Below are 18,136 nucleotides of genomic sequence, written 5' to 3'. Positions count from 1 at the left end.
TTCTCATGAAAGCCCACGTCATCGACTTCACCGAGCCCGGGAACTGGGCCGCACAGATGCGGGGCGACGTGCTCTTTGCCTGCCTGGGCAGCACGCTGAAGGATGCCGGCAGCCAGGACGCCCAATGGCGAATCGACTACCAGGCCACGCTGGACTCCGCCATCGCCGCCCGGCGCAACGGCACGCACACGCTGGTCCTCATGTCGGCTGCCGGTGCCGACGCCAAATCACGCTTCTTCTATCCGCGCATGAAAGGTGCGCTGGAGCAGGCCGTAACGGAACTGGATTTCCGGCACCTGCTGATCTTCCGCCCACCCCTGCTGCTGCGCCCGAACAGCAACCGGCCGGTGGAAATCTGGAGCGCCCGAATACTGCGCGGCCTGAACGCTCTAGGCCTGCTGCGCAGCCAGCAACCGCTGCCTGTGGGACAGCTGGCGCAGGCGATGCTGACCGCAGCGCTGGATGCTGCTGCCCGTGACAAGCCCGTACATCGCATCTTTGCGCCGAGTGACATCCGCGGGCTGCTGGGGTAGGAGACGGCAGAATGGAGGCGCCAGCTTTGGCGCGTTCGCTGTCACGATACGGTGGATCTCCTCGAAAAGCGTGCTGTCGGCGGGAATGTATTCGTCAATGGGATAGGAATGCATCGCGACGATCCTGCCTTGACGGGAAGACCTGGCCTGTCACGGCCATGATGCTGACATGCACATGGCCGCGCTCAGGCTCAGGATGGATCACTTCAGGTTTATTCTGAAGAACTGCTCGAACTTGTCGAAGGGGATCTTGCCGGACTGCCTGTCGTAGAGATCAACATGGGAGGCATCCTTGACGAGGAACAGCTCCTTGTTCTGGCTTCCCAGCGACTTGAAGGCGTCTTCGCTGAAGTAGCGAGAGTGTGCTTTCTCACCATGCACGATCAGGGCTGGTGCCTTGAGTTCACCCGCACGCTGCAGCAACGGCATGTTGATGAAGGCCAGCGGCGTAGTTCTGGACCAGCCGGTGTTGGAGTTCACCGACCGGGGATGGTAGCCGCGGGGGGTCTTGTAGTAGTCGGCGTATTCACGCACGAACTTCGGCGTCTGGGCGTTGTGACTGGCAGGCGGTGGCAGGTGCTCTTCGGCAGCCGTGTGGGCGGTCGTTCCACTTTCCGCATCCGCCCACCGCTGAAGGTTCATGGCCTGTTTTGCCTTGTAGCGGCCTTCCGCATCCATCATCGGCGCCGTTGTTGCTAACAGAACCCTCCCATCAACAAACAGGCGCGCTGCGTTTGGCCGGTTTTGTTGGCCGCTCCGGATCGTCCCCAGGCAGGGGAGCCTCTGCAAAAGTCCTGGTCCAGACACGCAACTCATGACAGACTGGCTGTCTGTCGCGCCGCATACAGCTGTCCGGCTGCCAGCATCACAGCGCGTCGTGCGTCGATGATGCCCTTTTCTTCATCGTCCAGCCGGGACTTGTCCATGTTACCCAGCCTGGCCTGATGGCTGGCCAGGGCCTGACGCGCTTCATCGAACGGCAACCCCGCACGACGGTTCTTCGGCAGGCTGTAGGCGCGGTTCACCACCTTGTACTGCACCGGATCATCCACCATGCCCAGGTGCTGTTCGATGGCACCAATTTCGTTGAGCGCCGTGGTAAGACTGCTCACCATTGCCCTGCTGTTGGCATGATATTCCAGATCACGCTCGACGATGATGCGTTCGCTGGCAATCATCTGGACAAGATCATCTCCGCAAGCAACGTTCCGAACAAGACGCTCCATGGACAAGCGTTCTTCCTGAAGCGCTCTGGCAAAGGCTGTTTCACCAAGGGCCAGCATCAACCCTCTCTCGCGCACCATCGCGCGATTGATGGCGTCCAGCATTCTGTCTTTCATGAATCACACCCTGTCCAGCCAATCAGACCCATAAACCTGCTCTGCCCGGTGCGTCAAAAATCCCCGCTCCCGAATAAACGAGGCCCCATACTGCTTTTTCAGAAAAGCCAGGGAATCGGCCGGCAAGTCGGCCATGGCCAGCCATGCCCATGATGCCTCTTCATCCCCCGCATGGTCAGCCGCACCAGACTCGCCTAGACACACGGCATTCATCCCGCCTTCCCTGAACAGCGCATCGCGCTTGTCGGCATCCAGATAGCGCTTTGGCTCCGGGCGATTCAAGATAATTTCCGGACTCACCGACACGCGGGAGCCACCCTGTACTGCACTTTCCTGCACCGGAGCTGGCTCACGCATCACCGGCACCACATTCTTCATCACATCCATACTGATCATCGCCGAAATCACATCAGTCTTTTACCAGACTGGACCAAAAATACCCGTCTCCTGCCAGACAAAATATCGACCTGCCTTACATGGCAACCCCGTCTGCAGGCAACGAGAAGCGTACGGGAGGTCATCCTGCCTCATCCCCCTGCAGCGCAGAAGGCAAATCTGCCACACGCATCCATCTGGCCTAGGCCAAATGGATGACCCCATCCCCCCGCAACGACACCCGCTCCCGCCACATGGCCCATGGCTGTCCTCCTGCCCATGGCGTGATGCTGCGCACCGGCACGAATCCATGGCGCCTGTACAGCGCTCCCGTGCGCCGCGAGGACGATTCCAGATAGGCCGGCAAATCGTCCTCGTCGGCCATACGCAACCGATGTGACAGCAGCAGCCCGCCCAGCCCCTGTCCACGCCGGTCCGGGTCCACACCAATCACCTTCAGATACCAATAGGGGGCAGATGGCGCGTACGCATCGATGGCCCGTTGCAGCATCATCGCGTGGCCAAGCCCGCCAGCGCCCATCCCGCGCCAGTAACATGCAAGTGCATGCAGCGTATCGGCCAGCCGCCGCAGCCCGGACACCCCATGCCATGATGCACCTCGCGCATGCCACACGGCAGCCGCAGCAATGCCTCCCGTACTGTCCCGCACCACATCCACCGTACCCGATGCCAGCGGTCCCTCCAGCAACATGCCGCGAAAGACCTCGACATGGCGCTCCGGCGCAACCGGCCCCTCACCCCGGAAGAATGCACGCATCGGGACATCCTCCGCAAAGGCCCGTGCCAGCAGGCTGGCCACGGCATCCAGATCGTGCCGCCCTGCGGGGGCGACACAAAGATCCTGCTCACTCACACATCACCCCCCTCATTCAGATGTACTTCGCCAGCCCCTCCAGAAACGCCTTGCGTTTGGCATCCGTGGTCTTGTTGGCCCGGGCGCAGTTCACCCAGCGCCGCCGCTTTGCACCAACCCCCTTCAGGGTATGGCCCAGCATGGCGCCGCCGATGGTGTTGCCACAGAAATATCGCAGATAGAAGGTGGGGGCCGTTGACGTACTGATCACCAGCGCCTCATCCAGATCGAGCAGCCCCTGCAGAATACCGGTAGGCGGCTTCTCCACATAGGCAAAGGTCTTGAGCAGCACCTTGTCCAGATAGCCCTTGACGATGGCCGGCATGTCCGCCCACCAGACGGGAAAAATGAAAATCAGCCGTCGGGTATTGACCAGTATCTCCTGATACTGCTTTACCAGCGGGTCCAGCGCCTCACCCTTGTTGAACAGCGCCAGCTCCTCCTTCGTGTAGACCGGATTGAAGCCGTCCCTGTAGAGATCGATCAATTTACAGGTCTCGCCCTTTTCCCTGAGCAGCTCCTGCACCCGTTCCAGAATGGCGTGGTTGAAGCTTTTGTCGTAGGGGTGGGCATAGATGATGGTGGTGCTCATTGCTTCCTCCGGTCATTGGAAACTGTCATGAAACATGTCTCCCAGAATAGCAGACCCGCCGCCTGAACCCAACCCATGTTCCCTGATCACTGGCCATGACCGCATAACCATTCGGATCAGCACGCCAGTCACGTATGAAGGGGAGCAGCATAGCGCCGCACCCTGCAACCGCAATCAAACACCCAGAACAGCCGACTGGCGTGCAGCATACAGTCGACCAGCCGCCTGCATCACCGCTCGCCTCGCATCGATGATGCCCTTCTCTTCATCGTCCAGCCGGGATTTGTCCATGTTCCCCAGTCTGGCCTGATGACTGGCCAGTGCCTGCCGCGCCTCGTCCATAGGCAGCCCGGCACGACAGTTTTTCGGCAGGCTATAGGCGCGGTTCACCACCCGGTACTGCACGGGGTCATCCACCATGGTGATGTGCTGTTCGATAGCCCGGATTTCGTTGAGCGCCGTGGTCAGACTGGACACCATTCCCTTGCTGTTGGCATGGAATTCGAGGTCGCGCTCGACGATCAGTTTTTCGCTGGCGATCATCTGGGGCAGGTCATCGGTACATGACACATTCCGGACCAGACTTCCAAGTTGCCGACGCACGCCAAGCAAACGACCAGCAAGCGCTGTTTCCTGCATGGCCAACATAAAAGCCCGCTCACGGGCCATGGCCCGATCAATGGAATCGAGATAGTCTTTGTTCATGGCTGTTCGATCATTCCATATCCAGCCAGCCCGGGCCATAGACAGCATCGGCGTGCCGTGTGGAGAACCCCCATTTGCGAATGAATGCAGCCCCACGCCGCCGCTTCCAGAAAAGCAGCACATCGGCAGGCAACTCGCCCATGGCAAGCCATGCCCATGACGCATCTGCGTCCCCTGCTTCATCAGCGGCGCCCGACTCTGCCGCGTAGACCGCATTCATTCCGCCTTCCCTGAAAAGAATCTCCCGTTCATGCGGATCAAGATACCGTTTCGGTTCCGGGCGGACATACGTTCCATGCGTGACACCAGGCACAACACAGGCATCCAGCATCACCGCCGGTTCATGCTTCGCCGGGTCAAGTCCATTGATCATATCCACACTCCATCAAACGCAACAGTTCACAGAAGATACCTGCCAACCATCCCATCCAGAAATCAGAAGGCGCAGTGCATACAGACAGCAGACGTCCATCCTACCCCAGCCACTTTGCTACCGGAACGCAACCCTGCGCTCCCCAGCCATCTGGCCTAAGTCAAATGACCTATCCACAGAACCAGCCCGACACCATTCCGCCCTCCTGCGCATCACGCACCCCGGGCAGCGCACCCCGACCAGATCAGCTCAGCCCCACCGCGCACCTGCCCATCACGCTCCTGAATGCCGGCCTGCCCATGGTGCCAGCGTTTCCCGCACGCCCCGACACTCTCCATTACGCACATGAATACCCACCATTCAACCCCCGCTGCCCGTATCCCCGGCACCCCGCAACAACCGGGCATTCCGGTTGACGACGCAAAACATCGTTAAACTTGCCAGATACCCGCGACGGCGCGACACCCGGCCCCAGGCATCCTGCGCCCGGCCCCCTGCGCCTGCCGCACCTGCAGTCTCTCCTCCCACCCAACAGACAGAGGACGCCGCACCATGAACGAAGCCGCAGCCCCGACCAACAGCCAGCCCGCCCGGATCCTGCACCTGGGCCTGAGCAACTTCCACCGCGCCCACCAGGTGGTATACCTGCAGCGGCTCAAGGAGCAGGGTGACACGAGCTGGCAGCTCGTCGGTACCAATATCCGGGCCGACGCCAATGCCCTGCTGGATGCCCTGGCCTCCCAGAACGGCAACTTCACGCTGGAAACCATCGATCCCAGCGGCACCGTGGAGTACGAGTGGATCACCGCCATCGACCAGGTCCTGCCCTACGATGCGCAGCTCAGGACCCTCACGAAGCTGGCCGCCGACCCGGCCACCCGCATCATTTCCTTCACCGTCACCGAGGCCGGCTACTATCTGCTGGAAAACGGCGAACTGGACACCGGCTTTGCCGACCTGCAGGCCGACATCGAACGCGTGAAGAAGGGCGAACCCGGCCAGACCATCTACGGAGCGCTGGTGACCCTGCTGCGTGCCCGCAAGGCGGCCGATGCCGGCCCCATCACGCTGCAGAACTGCGACAACCTGCGCCACAACGGCGACCGCGTGCGCGGCGGCCTGCGCGATTTCTGCCGCCGCATCGGTGACAACGACATTCTGGCCTGGATCGACGCCAACGTGAGCTTCCCCAACGCCATGGTGGACCGCATCACCCCGCGTCCGGCACCGGAGCTGAAGGCCCGCGTGAAGGAAAAGACCGGCCGTGACGACAACGCCGCGCTGGGCTCCGAAAGCTACATCCAGTGGGTGATCGAGGACAGCTTCGCCAACGGCCGCCCCGCCTGGGAAAAAGTGGGCGCCGAGCTGGTCGATTCCGTCGACCCCTATGAAGAAGCCAAGATTCGCCTGCTCAATGCGGCGCACAGCTGCATTGCCTGGGGTGGCACACTGCGCGGCCACAGCTACATCCATGAAGGCGCACGCGACGCCGTGGTGCGCAAGCTGGCCTACGACTATGCCACCGAAGATGTCATTCCCTGCCTGTCCGGCGCCGGCAACCCGGTGAACCTGCCCGCCTACCGCGACAAGGTGCTGGAACGCTTCGGCAACGACGCCATTCGCGACACCAACCAGCGCGTGACGGCCGACAGCTTCTCGAAAATCCCCGGCTTCATCCTGCCCACCATCCGTGACCGCCTGAAGCAGGACCAGTCCATCGACGCCGTGGCCATGCTGCCCGCGATGTTCCTGGTGTTCCTGACCCGCTGGCACGAAGGCAAGCTGCCCTTCGAATACCACGACCAGAGCATGGACCCGCGCGCCGCCCACACCATCGTCGAAGCCGACGACCCGGTGAAGGCGCTGGTGGCAGACCGCCTGCTGTGGCAGGAGCTGGCCGGCGACCGGCGTCTGGAAGAAGCCGTGCGCAAGGCACTGGTGCGCGTGCAGAAGGAAGTGCTGCCGCAGGGCTGATACGCACACGTGTGTTCCACCAGGCACGCTGTCCTGTTTGACGTATCACGCGCCATCACGCGGAAGTGCGGTCTCCCATGAGACATATGGCCACAGGCATCCTTCGGGATACTGTGGCCATTTTTTCAGGGGAGGTCACTGGTTTGCCCTGCCCCTGCGACTGCGCTATCCTTCCTTCGCATCATGAATTTTCGGTGAAAGAGACCATTTCCTTGCTCCGCCTCGGCCGCACCATCGTCTTTTGCACACCAGTCGGTGTGTAATATCCGGTAGCTGTACCTGACATGCCTCTCCTGCAACTGGTTCCCGTATCATCCGCGTGGCACTCACAGCTCACGCGCCTTCGCAGTGCCCTTCTTGACGAGGCGGGCACCATTCCGGGAGGTTCGTGGCTGGAAAAGTATCCAGACCCGCAGGCATGGCAAGCCTTTGTGGAACGCAACCGTAACCCCGGCACGGTTGACCCCGGCCTTGTGCCATTCGAACAGTGGCTGGTCTGCCTTCACGATGGCCCGCTGGTTGGCGTATTTGGCCTGCGTCTGGCACTGAACGACTATCTGGCCCAGTATGGTGGTCATATCGGCTACAGCATCATACCCAACGCCCGGGGGCACGGTTACGGCACCGAAGCCCTGCGGCTTGGTATCGAAAGAGCCAGACAGCTTGGCATGGAACGTCTGCTGGTCACATGCGATGCGCAGAATATTGCCTCGGAACGCATCATCCAGAAAAACGGCGGCCTGCTGGAAAATACCGTCCGTCGCCCGGATGGGGTGGAGGTTCGACGCTACTGGATTGCCTGCTGAACACCTGATGATGCCCACCCCTTTCGTCGGCAACGCGCCTGCATCCAGCAACGTACCCGAACATCACGCCTGCATCCCGTAAGCCTTCATGGCCGCCTCGGTATAACGCAGTCCGGAAGCAGCACCCGGCCGAAAGGTTTCATCCAGCCGGGCCAACGCCGAGGCACTCAGGCTGACCGAAACGGCACCCAGGTTGTCATCGAGCCGCTCACGTTTGCGCGTACCGGGAATGGGCACCACATTGGGCGCACGCGACAGCACCCAGGCCAGCGCCGTCTGCGCGGGGCTGATGCCTTCGGCTGCAGCCACGTCGTACAGTACCTGGGCCAGCTGCTGATTTCTGGGCATGTTGTCGGCATCGAAACGCGGCAGCGAACGACGCCAGTCATCCGCCGCAAGGGCTTCTGCCGAAAATCCAGCCGCCCCCAACAGCCCGCGGCTGATGGGACTGTAGGCCACCAGCAGCACACCCAGTTCGATGCAGGTATCGAGCACGCCATTCGTTTCGGGTACGCGAGTCATCAGCGAATACTCGGACTGAACCGCAGCCAGCCCCTGTTCCACCAGACCATCCCGATCACGCGTGAAACGACGCAGCGCTGCGTCGGCACGGCGAATGGTGTCGGCCGACACCTCGCTCAGCCCCACGGCCCCGATGCGACCCGCCGACATTTCATCGGCCAGCGCCGCCATGGTCTCTTCGATATGGGCGCCATCATCCTCCACGCGATGCAGGTAGTAGAGATCGATACCCGTCTGCAGCCGGTCCAGCGAGCGGGCAATGGCACCACGGATGTACTCCGGCCGGGTATTGACGCCCCGCTGTGTGACATCATTTCTATCGCGCAGAATGCCGCCCTTGGTGGCCAGTACGATGTCCTGACGCAGCGGGTGATCACGCAGCACACGGCCCACCAGCACCTCGTTGTGGCCAAAGCCGTAGATATCGGCCGTATCGAAAAACCGCTCGCCCCGCTCGATGGCGTAGTGCAGCAGGTCACGGGACTGCGCCTCATCACTGGGGCCATAGAACTCGGACATGCCCATGCAGCCCAGACCCATGGCACTGACCTCGAGACCATCCGGGCGAGCCTGACGTTTGGGCAATGAAACGCCCTGTTGCGCAGTCGTTTTTTGCATATTCATGAATCACCTGTGTCTGTTGTTCCAAAAACCATGACAGCCCACGGCACGTACGGACTTTTTCCCCCGTGCTCATCCCCGTACACGATCCCGCCGTGCAGCGTGTGCCATGGAATCATTCGCCCCCACGCTGTGCTGTACCTTATACTCCCGCACCGTGCGTGCCCAATACCATTATTCTTGATACCCATTTGGTATCGACTTGCTGGTACCATGCAGGCATCAATCGCCCGTGTCGGCCCTGTCATCACCGCCCATGCCCTACCCCGTCACGCTGCGCCAGCTGCATTACTTCTGCGTGCTGGCCGAAGAACTGAATTTCCGGCGTGCCGCCGAACGGCTCTTCATCAGCCAGCCACCGCTGTCCCGACAGATCCGCATTCTGGAAGACGCACTGGGCACACCCCTGTTCGAACGCTGTCCGGCTGGCCCCGCGTATCCGGTAACACTCACCGAGGCCGGTGCCCGGCTGCTGCCCATGGCCCTTCAGCAGCTGCAGCACATGGATACGATGCTGCAGCATTTTTCCGGTGCCGGGTCCGACGCTCCCTCTGGCCACCCTGCACCCGGCAGTCCCCCTGCAGCCGCTGGCCGCGCATCCAACGCCCACCATGCATCCGCCAGCAACCACCCATCTGGCGGCAAACACGCATTCGCCAACAACCCGGCATCCACCAGCAACCACGCATCTGGCGATAAACGCGCATCTGGCCGTCAACACACATCCGGCAATAACCACGCGGGCGGCCAGCGGGCCATGAACAGGCGCGCGATTTCTGACAACGCACCCAGACCCGTGCTGCTGCGACTGGGGCTGACACCGGTCATCGATGCCGCCCAGTTCGCCTGGATCAAACCGGTACTGGCCACGCGCATGCCGCATGTACGGCTGGATGTGCTGAGACAGGGCTCGACCCAGCTGGTCAGAAACCTGCTTCACGGCCGGCTGGATGCCGCCATCATCGGCACACCGGCCATGACGGGTGATCTGCAGATCACCCCCCTGCATCGCGAGCCCCTGATGGCCTGCCTGGCCAGTTCACACCCGCTGGCCCGCAAGCGGCAGCTGTCGCTGCAGGCCATTGCAGGTGAGCCCGTTTTCTGGTTCGAGCGGCGGCGCAACCCCGTCTATTACGACCACTGCCAGCACATTTTCGGCCGCCACCAGTTCAACCCGCACCGGCTGGTGGAGCCGGCAGATCATCACGTGCTGCTGGGGCTGGTGGCATCCGGCCAGGGCATTGCGCTCGTCCCCTCCTCCCTGCGCACCACACGCCGCCCGGGCCTCGCGTTCCGGCGACTGGCGGAGGGCGACGAACTGGCCATCGATGTCGTGCTGGCCAGCCACGCGCAGGGTTACAACCAGCACACCGGACGGATTCTCGATTCATTGCAGCAACTGTTGCGCCAGCAGGCATCAGGTTTCCAGCGCGTGCCATGAACGCCTGCGTATTCCGATGATCGTGACCGACGATTCCGGCATCGTGACCGCGCAGTCCGGTCATCGTGACCGATGTCGAGTGGTCAGAGACATTGCCTGCCAGGCAAATTGTACGATTGCCTGATCCGGGGGGCCTTCCAGCCCCCCATTACCTCCGGGAGAGCGTCAGCTCTGGTTGGCGGATGAAGGCGTTTTCTTCGTTCGTGCAGCGCGCAGTGACTCCCCCTTGAGCACGATCCGCTGCGCCTGTGGCAGCAGACGATCCAGCATCGCGTCGGCCACCGCCGGCTCATCGATCCAGGCATGCCAGTGATCGACGGGCAACTGGCTGGTGATCAGCGTGGCCCTGTTGCCGGCCCGGTCATCGATGATCTCCATCAGCGCTTCCCGGCAGGGGGCGTCCAGCGCCACCAGTCCCCAATCGTCCAGTATCAGGACCTGCGTCTTTGCCAGCTTGCCAAGCCACCTGGTGTAGGTGCCTGTGGCCCGTACAAGGCCCAGCTCCTCGCCCAGCCTGGGCAGACGCAGATACCGCGTACTGTGTCCCTGGCGACAGGCATACTGTCCGAGAGCGCAGGCAAGCCACGTCTTGCCGCACCCCGTGGCCCCGCTCAGGATGATGGTGGCGCCGGACGTTGCCCAGTCACTCAGGGCAAGCGCCATCCAGCGGGCACGTTCCAGCCCCCGGCTGGCTCGTGCGTCGAAGTCTTCGATGTGGGCCTGGGCATACTTCAGGCTGGCCTGCTTCAACAGGCGGGCGCTGCGCCGGTCGTGGCGGCTGTCGATCTCGTGCTGAACCAGCAGGGCCAGACGCTGCTCGAACCCCAGCTCTGTGCTTGCGGGCTGTTCGAGCTGTCGCTGCAGCGCCTGTGCCATGCCCTGAAGTCGGAGTTCCTGCAGCTGGGCGATGGTTTGATTGTGGGTCATGATTCACCTCCCTGGCGTCAGTGATAGGCCCGTGCACCGCGCAGGTGCTCATGGTCCGGGCTTTGCCATGTCCTGCCCGGTTGTGCCGGCAATGCTTTCTCCTTGCCGCTGAGCAGGATGTCGCGTACCGCGCGATAGGTGTGGATCTGCAGCGACAGGGCGCGCTCGCAGGCCGCTTCCAGACGGGCATGGCCGTGGCGTCTGGCCAGCGACAGCAGACCCAGCGCACTGCGATAGCCATGCTCGGGGTGCCTGTATCGGGCCAGCATGCGCTCGATCAGCAGCGCCGTGCTTTCGCCGACACCACGGCCCCACGCGACCAGACGTTCCGGTGTCCATTGCCGATGTGCACGGTGGCTGGCCGGCATGTGCTCCTCGATGGTGGTAAAGCCGCCTGCCTGATGACTTCTCAGGTGTGCGGCCACCCGTTTGCCCTCGTGCAGCAGCTCGATGCCATGCTGGGTGATGCGGGCATCGAGCCGCTGTCCAACCAGCACATGGGGCACGCTGTAGCGGTGCCGGTCGATCTCGACGTGGTAGTCCACGTGTACCCGCACGGTCTTGTAGCGAGCGTATTCGTAGCGAACCGATGGCAAAGGGCGCAAGGCCGGTGCATCGAGGCTGGCAAAGACACTGGCCCGGCTGCCCGGCAGTTTCTGGAAGGGGCGGTGGTTGAGCTGTTCCAGCAGCGGTTCGATGGCCCGGTTGGCGCTGCCCAGATCATTGGGCAGTACGTGGCGCAGCCTGGCCAGAATCCAGCGCTCAACCACCTGAACGGCCGACTCCACCACGGCCTTGTCCTGCGGACTGTGAGGCCGGGCCGGCAAGACGGCACAATCGTAGTGGCGGGCAAAGTCCTGAATGCTGTCGGTTGCCCTGGGTTCGTAGCGATCGGCACGGGCAATGACCGCCCGGGGATTGTCGGGCACGATCAGGGCGGGGACACCACCCATGTAGTGCAGTGCTCCCACCATGCCATTGATCCAGTCAGCAGTCTTCTGGCCGGGCGTGGCCTGTGCGTAGGTGTAATGGGAGGCGCCCAGCGCCGCGACGAACAGGTGTGCCCTGCTGCCGTCACGCAGCGCCAGCGTCGGTCCGGCAAAGTCCACGAACAGCTTCTCGCCGGCGACATGGATCTGGCGCATCGAGCGCTTGAGCGTCCTGACGTATTGCCGGTAGCGTTCGCAGAACTGACTGTACTGCAGCGTACGCTGGCCCACGTATTCGGCCTGGTACTCCTGCCACAGCAGCATCAGGGTCATGCCCTTGCGGCTGAGTTCCCGGTGCATCAGGGCAAAGTCCGGCAGCACGCAGGGGCAGCGTTCGTCCTGTCCGGCAAGCAGGCGGGAATGCAGCTCTGCGTCGCTCATCGAATCGATGAGCGACCAGTCCTCCAGTCCCTGCGCACGGGCCAGGGTCACGTACTTGGATACGACGCCCTTGGAAACGCCAAGGGCCTGGGCACAACGCGCCAGCGATTCACCTCTGACGAGGCGGTGTTCGAGAATGGCTTTGATCATCTGTGTGTCGAGTGATGGCGCTGGCATTGGCGGCTTCCAAAGCCGCCAACGGTAGCGCAGGTTGAGAACAGCAGGGCTGTCTCGACACACTCGAACACCATCGGTCACGATCGCCGGAATCAGCGGTCACGATCATCGGAATACCCAAACGCCCGTCCTCACGCAGGCCCCAACCCGTGTACTGACAGGGCATTGTGCGCAACCAGGGCTGCCCGCTTTACCAGACAAGACAGATGGGTGTTAGGCGCGTTCGGCGTTCGGCGCGAATGATATCAATTCACATGATGAGATAGCCCGCAAAATTCCGGTGAAATCTGTTGCGCAAATGAATCAGGGTAACTTGTAAGGTTTATTACCGAAGCGGTGCGCCTCTCATGTTTCGTTTCTTCTCCCTTGAGAAAAATCAATCGGCGTAATGTTCATAATGACATGGAAACATCATGTTCCGGCCGTGTACGACCTCGACGCCTACAGTGAAAAGGCTTTTTGTACGGAGTCTTTTCATGAGCACTGATTATTTCATATTATGCACACACAACCGGCACATCCTGAAATGCCACACCACGCCAGCCCGGCATTTCCTGAAACACGCCACCCTGGGCACGGCGCTGCTGCTTTCTCTTGCGGCCTGCGGCGGGGGTGATCCGGACAGCAGCCCTGCAGCCGGAGTTTCCTCCGGCCCGGCAGGCGCGGAACCCGTCACCAAGACAGCAGGAACAGATACCGAAATTCCGACAGCCGCTACTCCAGAAAAAGGGCCGAACACCAGCGGCACCCAACGATCCGCAGAAAATCCGGATCATGCCCTGCAGCCTCTCATCACAAAGGCCATCGCACCAGGCAAGGTTTCCGGGCAATCATCCGGCCGTACCGGAGAACGTCGCCTGCCCAGCTGCGAAGGCGATGCCAGAGGCCCCACCATTGCGGATGACAGCGGAGGCGCCTACCGGATGAAGGTCGATCCATCCTGCCCCACCACGGCCATTTCCAGCGCAGGCGTACGCGGCGATGTGGTGGCCTGGGCGCTGCGCAACATCAACCGCGTACCCGAGGCGTGGGTGCGCATTCAGGTGCGCGACTGGGATGCCGATGCCCAGCCGCCGGCATTCCGCAACCCGGCCGTCCAGCCGGAGGGCAAGGTGGGAGAGTGGGTTTCCCGCGAGCAAGGCCCGGGCAACCAGCCCTACCGGCACATCTCGCACTTCAGAACCCGGGGTAATCCCGTCGAGGTCGAGAACATGCGCCTGCCGGACACCGTGGAAATCCGCCTCGGGCAATCGGATGTCGGCCAGCTGCCGAACGACCTGAAAAATGCCAATGCCGATGCCACGGTGCTGACGCTCGGCTCGCAGGCAGAATTCGATTTCACCTGGCCCGCAACGGACACGAAAGAAGCGAAAAAAGTTTCCGGAACGGAGAACATCACGACATCCGAACACGCCATCATCCACCGCGATGACCTGTTCGTCTACAACCAGGAGGATGAGTCCATCCGCATCGCCACCTGGGGCAAGGTTTCAGATAATGACGACGACGATGATGATGATGACGATGACGACCATGAAGTCGTCAGCATCGGCCTGCTCCGGGGGCCACAGGCCCGGCAGTTCTTCCTCTGTCTGGACAGCGAAGCGTCGGCGCGCAAGACCCTGATCCGGCACCTCAACTGCTCACTGTGGCAGGTACCGGACAACTGGACGCCCGGCATGAAGCTGCAGTATCAGGCCCGTTATGTCTCGGCCGTTCCGCTTGCGCGCGGCTCACGCAAACCCAACGGGCGCGCCGTTCTCTGGCGTTCGGGTTCGCCGGAAGAAAGCATCCGTCAGGGGCTGGGTGACCAGGACAATCACCCGATACCGACCAGCCCTGCAGCATCCGGCGTCAAGGCCGTGACAGAGCGCGCCGACGCGGCCCGTACCGGTGACAGCACCCAGGACACCTACACGCCTGCGCAGGCCGAAGCCGACACGGCACAGGCTGGCGCGCATTGAGCGCCGCCGTATCCGGGCGCACCATCATGGCACTGTGCCAACGGGCCTGAGCAAAGTACGGATCAGGCCTGGATGACCTCTGCCTCGCACGTCACCGGAAAATTCACCGAGTTGGCAATGAAGCACGCCTTGTGTGCATCGTGATGCAGGGCGAGCGCCTTCTCCACATCGGAGCCGGCGCTCACCATGACACGGGGCTTGAGCCGGGCGGACACGAAACGCCCGGCCGTCTCGTCCATGACGGCCTCCGATTCGTCCTCATAGGCCATCACCGTCACCCCATTGACGGCGCACAGATGCAGATACCAGAGCTTGTGGCACGCCGAGAGGCCGGCCAGCAGAAACTCTTCGGGATTCCAGCGGGAGGCATCACCGCGAAAGGCCGGATCGGCCGAACCTTCGATGTCCGGTTTGCCGTAGGCCGACACCGTATAGGCACGGTCATACGCCGTGTAGCCGGTCGTGCCCTCGCCCCGGTTGCCGGTCCATTCGATGCGGGTGCGATAGTGGTGCAGTTTCATGGTTCCTCCCTGTGACGCACGCATTGGTGCTTCATTCAAAGCCACAGTCTACCAAGCCATGTTTCCCGCCATCATCGGATGTCGATAAAGGGCTGGGCCACAGGTATGCAGCAATACCTGTGGCCCAGCCTGCGTTGCCGGCAACAAGCAGCATCGCCGCAAGGATTTTCATCCCTGCCAACCGGGAGGCATGACGAAGCAGGGCATATTTACTCACACTCCGCCTCCCGTTCGATCCTCAGCGTCGAGCCACTCATCGACGAGTTGAACCGGGCATACGCGTCATAGCGTACCCTCGTATTGATCGTCAGCTTCCTGATTTCCTTTCGTTTTTCGTTGGAATCGTTTTCATAGGCGTTCGAAAGGCATGTGATGCCCATCGAAATGGCATTGGCCGCGTTGCGCAGGGAGAGTCTGTCGTTTCTGTCCGCCTGCATGGCCATGTTCAGTGCCTTGTGAAACTGGATCAGGCTTTTGCGCTGCTTTTCCGAGTCCGGCAGTGAGGCCACATAGGTGGCAATGTCGTCCCGCACACCGTCGCCATTGGCATCAACGCCCGAAATGGTGTCCGTTCTGTCAAGCACCGGCGCACCTCCAACGGACTGGAGATAGTCAAGGGCGGCAGCAAAGGAGAGCCCCTTCCCGGTCTTCTGCGACAGAGAATCCGCGCCCTGCGACTGGCTGACGGATCCGGTTGCCTGTTGATGGGTGGAGGTGGTTTCCGGAGTTTTGGGGCCACCACAGGCCGACAAGGTGGTGATGGTCAGTGCAGCGGCCAAGGCCAACCGCCCGTATGCAGGTCTGAACATGATGGAAGATTCCTTATGGAAGAGGGAGCGCTGTCGTTCCCGTGCCGCCATCATGCAATCAAGGTGTCAACGCCGATTGAAAACTGACCCAGGGTGCCGAAGTAAAACTGACCCACCTGGGCACGCGATAGAATGGGTTACCAGCCCTCAGTCAGGCGGCCTTTCCCTCCTTGCTGGCCACCTGTCCGGCACGCACCTTGTCGCGTAGCCGGTAGCTTTGGCCGGAGATCTGCACGATGTGAGCATGATGCAGCATGCGGTCGAGCATTGCGGCCGTCAGGGTCTGATCACCTGCGAAGGTTTCTGGCCATTGCGTAAATGGCAGGTTGCTGGTCAACACGATGGAGGCATGTTCATAACGCTTGGCTACAACGTTGAAGAACAGGTTGGCCTCATCCCTGCCAAACGGCAGGTAACCTATCTCATCGATGACCAGCAGCCTGGGCCCGAGCACTGCCCGGTTGAAGTACTGCTTGAGGCGCCCCTGCTGGCGTGCCGTTGCCAGCTGCAGCATCAAGTCTGCGGCAGTGATGAAGCGTGTCTTGATACCTGCCATGGTCGCCCTGTAGGCCAGCGCGCAGGCCAGGTGCGTCTTGCCTACCCCACTGGGGCCAAGCAGGATGACGTTCTCCGCACGTTCAATGAAGGTCAGTGCTGCAAGATCCTGCAGCTGACTGCGCGGAGCCCCTGTAGCGAAGTTGAAATCGAACTGCTCGAAGGTCTTCACCGAAGGCAGCGTTGCCATCTTCAGCAGCGTTTGCCTCTGGCGTTCCGTGCGTGCGTCGCGTTCTGTACTGAGCACCCTTTTGAGGAACTCGGCATAGCCAGCCTCTTCGGCTGCGGCTCGCTGGGCAATACCAGGCCAGTCTGCAGCCAGACGCTGCAGTTTGAGTCCATGGCACAGCTCGGCAATCTGATCATGCAGAAGGTTCATGCTGCCACCTCCAGCAGGGCCTGATACACCGACAGCGGGTGCTGCAGGCTCTCGAACGGTACGGGCGCCGACGTGCGCGGCGCTGCAACGATGATCTCCTGCCTGGAGGGTAGCTGCAGCAGATGATCGCGCTCGATGACCAGGCGCCGCTCGGGACGCTCTCCAGTCGTGCCATGGATACGGGCATTGGCCACCGTGTCAAGCCAGGGACCGACGTATCCGTTGGCCGCTGCCACATCCAGAACCAGCCCGGCTGTGCGCAAGCTTGCCGCCAGGGGAACGATGAAGCTGCGCTTGAGGTATCCGTTGAAGCGCTCGACTTTACCCTTGGTGCGGGCCCGGTATGGACGGCATACCCTGGGAACAAACCCATAGCGGTCTGCCAGCCCCAGTAGCTGCGGGTTCCAGCGGTGCTGGCCGGGACCGAAGACATCACGCTCGATGATGATGGTTCTGGCGTTGTCGAACAGGACGGTTCGGGGGACTCCACCAAAGTAGGCGAACGCATTCTCCAGACCTGCGCACCACGCCGGCGAATCCTCCCGTGCCGAGAAGCGCACGAAGCTGGCCCGGCTGAAGCCCAGTGTAGCCACAAAGGCCAGCAGCGGGTCGCGACCACGGCGGATGATGGTGAAGTCAGCCTGCATCTGCTGCCCGGGTTCGGTCTCGAAACGCACCACGGGATCATCTGCAGGGCGCGGGCGCTGTTGGGCCACAAAGGCCTTGAGCTGGCTGTAGCCACCGTCATAGCCTCGCTCCTGAATCTCGCGCAGCAGGACGGTGGCTGGAATCCAGTCCGGGCGCGCAGCTGCGATGCGTTCGAGCAGGTACTCCTGGAACGGTTCCAGCTTGGTAGGACGGGCTGCTCTGGGCGGATAGCCCACCGCTTCGGGCTCACGCAGATAGCGTCGGACAGTGTTGCGAGAACACGACATGCGTCGTGCAATCTCTCGGATGGGAAGACCCTGACGGGCCATGACTCTGATCTCCACTGCTTGTTCCTGGGTCAACATGTTCGGCGGTCACAAAGCCGCCATCTTCACCCAGGTGGGTCAGTTTTACTTCGGCAGGTGGGTCAGTTTCTCATCGGCGGTGACAAAGGGTCTTGCGTGCCTATAGGCCAAATGGACAAGTGGGCATTTTGCACGGTCCCAAAAGCCCACTTCTGTGACATGGTTCCGGTTGCATCACGGTCTCCCCACCATGGAAGACGACCCGGCTGCCAGAAACAATCCGGATGAGGCAGGGGTTTCCCTGCAGGCAGAGGCCGGACGCTGC

At 61.8% G+C, this 18,136-nt stretch carries 19 protein-coding genes; 5 read left to right on the top strand and 14 right to left on the bottom strand.

Annotation, left to right across the window (positions count from 1 at the left end; translation table 11 throughout):
* The first annotated feature begins 5 nt into the window (after positions 1-5).
* Entirely contained in the window at positions 6-533 is a 528-nt protein-coding gene (locus EHV23_RS10425; protein WP_125096015.1) for a Rossmann-fold NAD(P)-binding domain-containing protein, read from the top strand.
* Positions 534-734: 201 nt separating this feature from the next.
* On the opposite strand, the gene EHV23_RS10420 is transcribed toward EHV23_RS10425, so the two are convergent.
* From EHV23_RS10420 to EHV23_RS10390, 7 genes are all read right to left on the bottom strand, one after another.
* Entirely contained in the window at positions 735-1,175 is a 441-nt protein-coding gene (locus EHV23_RS10420) for an alpha/beta hydrolase (RefSeq protein ID WP_125096014.1), read from the bottom strand.
* Positions 1,176-1,345: 170 nt separating this feature from the next.
* On the bottom strand, positions 1,346-1,873 hold the full coding sequence (locus EHV23_RS10415) for a hypothetical protein (protein WP_203228970.1): 528 nt from the start codon (positions 1,871-1,873) through the stop codon (positions 1,346-1,348).
* 3 nt (positions 1,874-1,876) lie between these two features.
* Complete coding sequence (locus EHV23_RS10410) at positions 1,877-2,269, bottom strand: hypothetical protein (RefSeq protein ID WP_203228969.1); 393 nt, start codon at positions 2,267-2,269, stop codon at positions 1,877-1,879.
* A 181-nt stretch (positions 2,270-2,450) separates the two neighbouring features.
* Entirely contained in the window at positions 2,451-3,122 is a 672-nt protein-coding gene (locus EHV23_RS10405) for a GNAT family N-acetyltransferase (RefSeq protein ID WP_125096013.1), read from the bottom strand.
* A 16-nt stretch (positions 3,123-3,138) separates the two neighbouring features.
* A complete protein-coding gene (locus EHV23_RS10400; RefSeq protein ID WP_125096012.1) occupies positions 3,139-3,714 on the bottom strand; it encodes an NAD(P)H-dependent oxidoreductase in 576 nt (191 codons plus the stop codon).
* Between the two features lie 174 nt (positions 3,715-3,888).
* Positions 3,889-4,419, bottom strand: coding sequence for a hypothetical protein (locus EHV23_RS15585; RefSeq protein WP_203228968.1), 531 nt, complete (start codon positions 4,417-4,419; stop codon positions 3,889-3,891).
* 10 nt (positions 4,420-4,429) lie between these two features.
* Entirely contained in the window at positions 4,430-4,792 is a 363-nt protein-coding gene (locus tag EHV23_RS10390) for a hypothetical protein (RefSeq protein WP_203228967.1), read from the bottom strand.
* Positions 4,793-5,344: 552 nt separating this feature from the next.
* Here EHV23_RS10390 and dalD point away from each other — a divergent pair.
* Both dalD and EHV23_RS10380 read left to right on the top strand, forming a co-directional pair.
* Positions 5,345-6,766, top strand: coding sequence for a D-arabinitol 4-dehydrogenase (gene dalD, locus EHV23_RS10385; RefSeq protein WP_203228966.1), 1,422 nt, complete (start codon positions 5,345-5,347; stop codon positions 6,764-6,766).
* A 284-nt stretch (positions 6,767-7,050) separates the two neighbouring features.
* Positions 7,051-7,572, top strand: coding sequence for a GNAT family N-acetyltransferase (locus EHV23_RS10380; RefSeq protein WP_125096011.1), 522 nt, complete (start codon positions 7,051-7,053; stop codon positions 7,570-7,572).
* 63 nt (positions 7,573-7,635) lie between these two features.
* Here EHV23_RS10380 and EHV23_RS10375 read toward each other — a convergent pair whose 3' ends face one another.
* Positions 7,636-8,718 (bottom strand): aldo/keto reductase, encoded by a 1,083-nt coding sequence (locus EHV23_RS10375; RefSeq protein ID WP_338034507.1) that lies wholly within the window; start codon positions 8,716-8,718, stop codon positions 7,636-7,638.
* Positions 8,719-8,971: 253 nt separating this feature from the next.
* On the opposite strand from EHV23_RS10375, the gene EHV23_RS10370 reads away from it, so the two are divergent.
* Complete coding sequence (locus EHV23_RS10370) at positions 8,972-10,156, top strand: LysR family transcriptional regulator (protein ID WP_125096010.1); 1,185 nt, start codon at positions 8,972-8,974, stop codon at positions 10,154-10,156.
* Between the two features lie 165 nt (positions 10,157-10,321).
* On the opposite strand, the gene istB (EHV23_RS10365) is transcribed toward EHV23_RS10370, so the two are convergent.
* Both istB (EHV23_RS10365) and istA (EHV23_RS10360) read right to left on the bottom strand, forming a co-directional pair.
* Positions 10,322-11,083, bottom strand: coding sequence for an IS21-like element helper ATPase IstB (gene istB, locus EHV23_RS10365; protein WP_125094144.1), 762 nt, complete (start codon positions 11,081-11,083; stop codon positions 10,322-10,324).
* A 17-nt stretch (positions 11,084-11,100) separates the two neighbouring features.
* Positions 11,101-12,630, bottom strand: coding sequence for an IS21 family transposase (istA, locus tag EHV23_RS10360; protein WP_125096009.1), 1,530 nt, complete (start codon positions 12,628-12,630; stop codon positions 11,101-11,103).
* A gap of 476 nt (positions 12,631-13,106) precedes the next feature.
* Here istA (EHV23_RS10360) and EHV23_RS10355 point away from each other — a divergent pair, with 476 nt between their 5' ends.
* Positions 13,107-14,594 carry a hypothetical protein gene (locus EHV23_RS10355; protein WP_125096008.1) on the top strand — a complete coding sequence of 496 codons (1,488 nt, stop codon included), beginning with the start codon at positions 13,107-13,109 and terminating at the stop codon, positions 14,592-14,594.
* Between the two features lie 62 nt (positions 14,595-14,656).
* On the opposite strand, the gene EHV23_RS10350 is transcribed toward EHV23_RS10355, so the two are convergent.
* The 4 genes from EHV23_RS10350 to istA (EHV23_RS10335) form a co-directional block, all read right to left on the bottom strand.
* Positions 14,657-15,115 (bottom strand): OsmC family protein, encoded by a 459-nt coding sequence (locus EHV23_RS10350; protein WP_125096007.1) that lies wholly within the window; start codon positions 15,113-15,115, stop codon positions 14,657-14,659.
* 209 nt (positions 15,116-15,324) lie between these two features.
* On the bottom strand, positions 15,325-15,924 hold the full coding sequence (locus EHV23_RS10345) for a hypothetical protein (protein ID WP_125096006.1): 600 nt from the start codon (positions 15,922-15,924) through the stop codon (positions 15,325-15,327).
* A gap of 151 nt (positions 15,925-16,075) precedes the next feature.
* Positions 16,076-16,858 carry an IS21-like element helper ATPase IstB gene (gene istB, locus EHV23_RS10340; protein WP_125094389.1) on the bottom strand — a complete coding sequence of 261 codons (783 nt, stop codon included), beginning with the start codon at positions 16,856-16,858 and terminating at the stop codon, positions 16,076-16,078.
* A complete protein-coding gene (istA, locus tag EHV23_RS10335) occupies positions 16,855-17,871 on the bottom strand; it encodes an IS21 family transposase (RefSeq protein WP_125094390.1) in 1,017 nt (338 codons plus the stop codon). Before istA (EHV23_RS10335) ends, istB (EHV23_RS10340) begins: the two co-directional genes overlap by 4 nt.
* Between the last annotated feature and the right edge of the window lie 265 nt (positions 17,872-18,136).

The organism is Lautropia dentalis (assembly GCF_003892345.1).
Classification (GTDB): Bacteria; Pseudomonadota; Gammaproteobacteria; order Burkholderiales; family Burkholderiaceae_E; genus Lautropia; species Lautropia dentalis.
Note: the sequence above shows the minus strand (reverse complement) of the source record. Positions and strands in the feature narration are given on the sequence as shown.

What these genes read in the sequence shown, in the direction of transcription:
- EHV23_RS10425 (WP_125096015.1), top strand. Translation starts at nt 6, where the DNA reads ATGAAAGCCCACGTCATCGACTTCACCGAGCCCGGGAACTGGGCCGCA.
- EHV23_RS10420 (WP_125096014.1), bottom strand. Translation starts at nt 1,175, where the DNA reads ATGAACCTTCAGCGGTGGGCGGATGCGGAAAGTGGAACGACCGCCCAC.
- EHV23_RS10415 (WP_203228970.1), bottom strand. Translation starts at nt 1,873, where the DNA reads ATGAAAGACAGAATGCTGGACGCCATCAATCGCGCGATGGTGCGCGAG.
- EHV23_RS10410 (WP_203228969.1), bottom strand. Translation starts at nt 2,269, where the DNA reads ATGATCAGTATGGATGTGATGAAGAATGTGGTGCCGGTGATGCGTGAG.
- EHV23_RS10400 (WP_125096012.1), bottom strand. Translation starts at nt 3,714, where the DNA reads ATGAGCACCACCATCATCTATGCCCACCCCTACGACAAAAGCTTCAAC.
- EHV23_RS15585 (WP_203228968.1), bottom strand. Translation starts at nt 4,419, where the DNA reads ATGAACAAAGACTATCTCGATTCCATTGATCGGGCCATGGCCCGTGAG.
- EHV23_RS10390 (WP_203228967.1), bottom strand. Translation starts at nt 4,792, where the DNA reads ATGATCAATGGACTTGACCCGGCGAAGCATGAACCGGCGGTGATGCTG.
- dalD (WP_203228966.1), top strand. Translation starts at nt 5,345, where the DNA reads ATGAACGAAGCCGCAGCCCCGACCAACAGCCAGCCCGCCCGGATCCTG.
- EHV23_RS10380 (WP_125096011.1), top strand. Translation starts at nt 7,051, where the DNA reads ATGCCTCTCCTGCAACTGGTTCCCGTATCATCCGCGTGGCACTCACAG.
- EHV23_RS10375 (WP_338034507.1), bottom strand. Translation starts at nt 8,718, where the DNA reads ATGAATATGCAAAAAACGACTGCGCAACAGGGCGTTTCATTGCCCAAA.
- EHV23_RS10370 (WP_125096010.1), top strand. Translation starts at nt 8,972, where the DNA reads ATGCCCTACCCCGTCACGCTGCGCCAGCTGCATTACTTCTGCGTGCTG.
- istB (WP_125094144.1), bottom strand. Translation starts at nt 11,083, where the DNA reads ATGACCCACAATCAAACCATCGCCCAGCTGCAGGAACTCCGACTTCAG.
- istA (WP_125096009.1), bottom strand. Translation starts at nt 12,630, where the DNA reads ATGCCAGCGCCATCACTCGACACACAGATGATCAAAGCCATTCTCGAA.
- EHV23_RS10355 (WP_125096008.1), top strand. Translation starts at nt 13,107, where the DNA reads ATGAGCACTGATTATTTCATATTATGCACACACAACCGGCACATCCTG.
- EHV23_RS10350 (WP_125096007.1), bottom strand. Translation starts at nt 15,115, where the DNA reads ATGAAACTGCACCACTATCGCACCCGCATCGAATGGACCGGCAACCGG.
- EHV23_RS10345 (WP_125096006.1), bottom strand. Translation starts at nt 15,924, where the DNA reads ATGTTCAGACCTGCATACGGGCGGTTGGCCTTGGCCGCTGCACTGACC.
- istB (WP_125094389.1), bottom strand. Translation starts at nt 16,858, where the DNA reads ATGAACCTTCTGCATGATCAGATTGCCGAGCTGTGCCATGGACTCAAA.
- istA (WP_125094390.1), bottom strand. Translation starts at nt 17,871, where the DNA reads ATGTTGACCCAGGAACAAGCAGTGGAGATCAGAGTCATGGCCCGTCAG.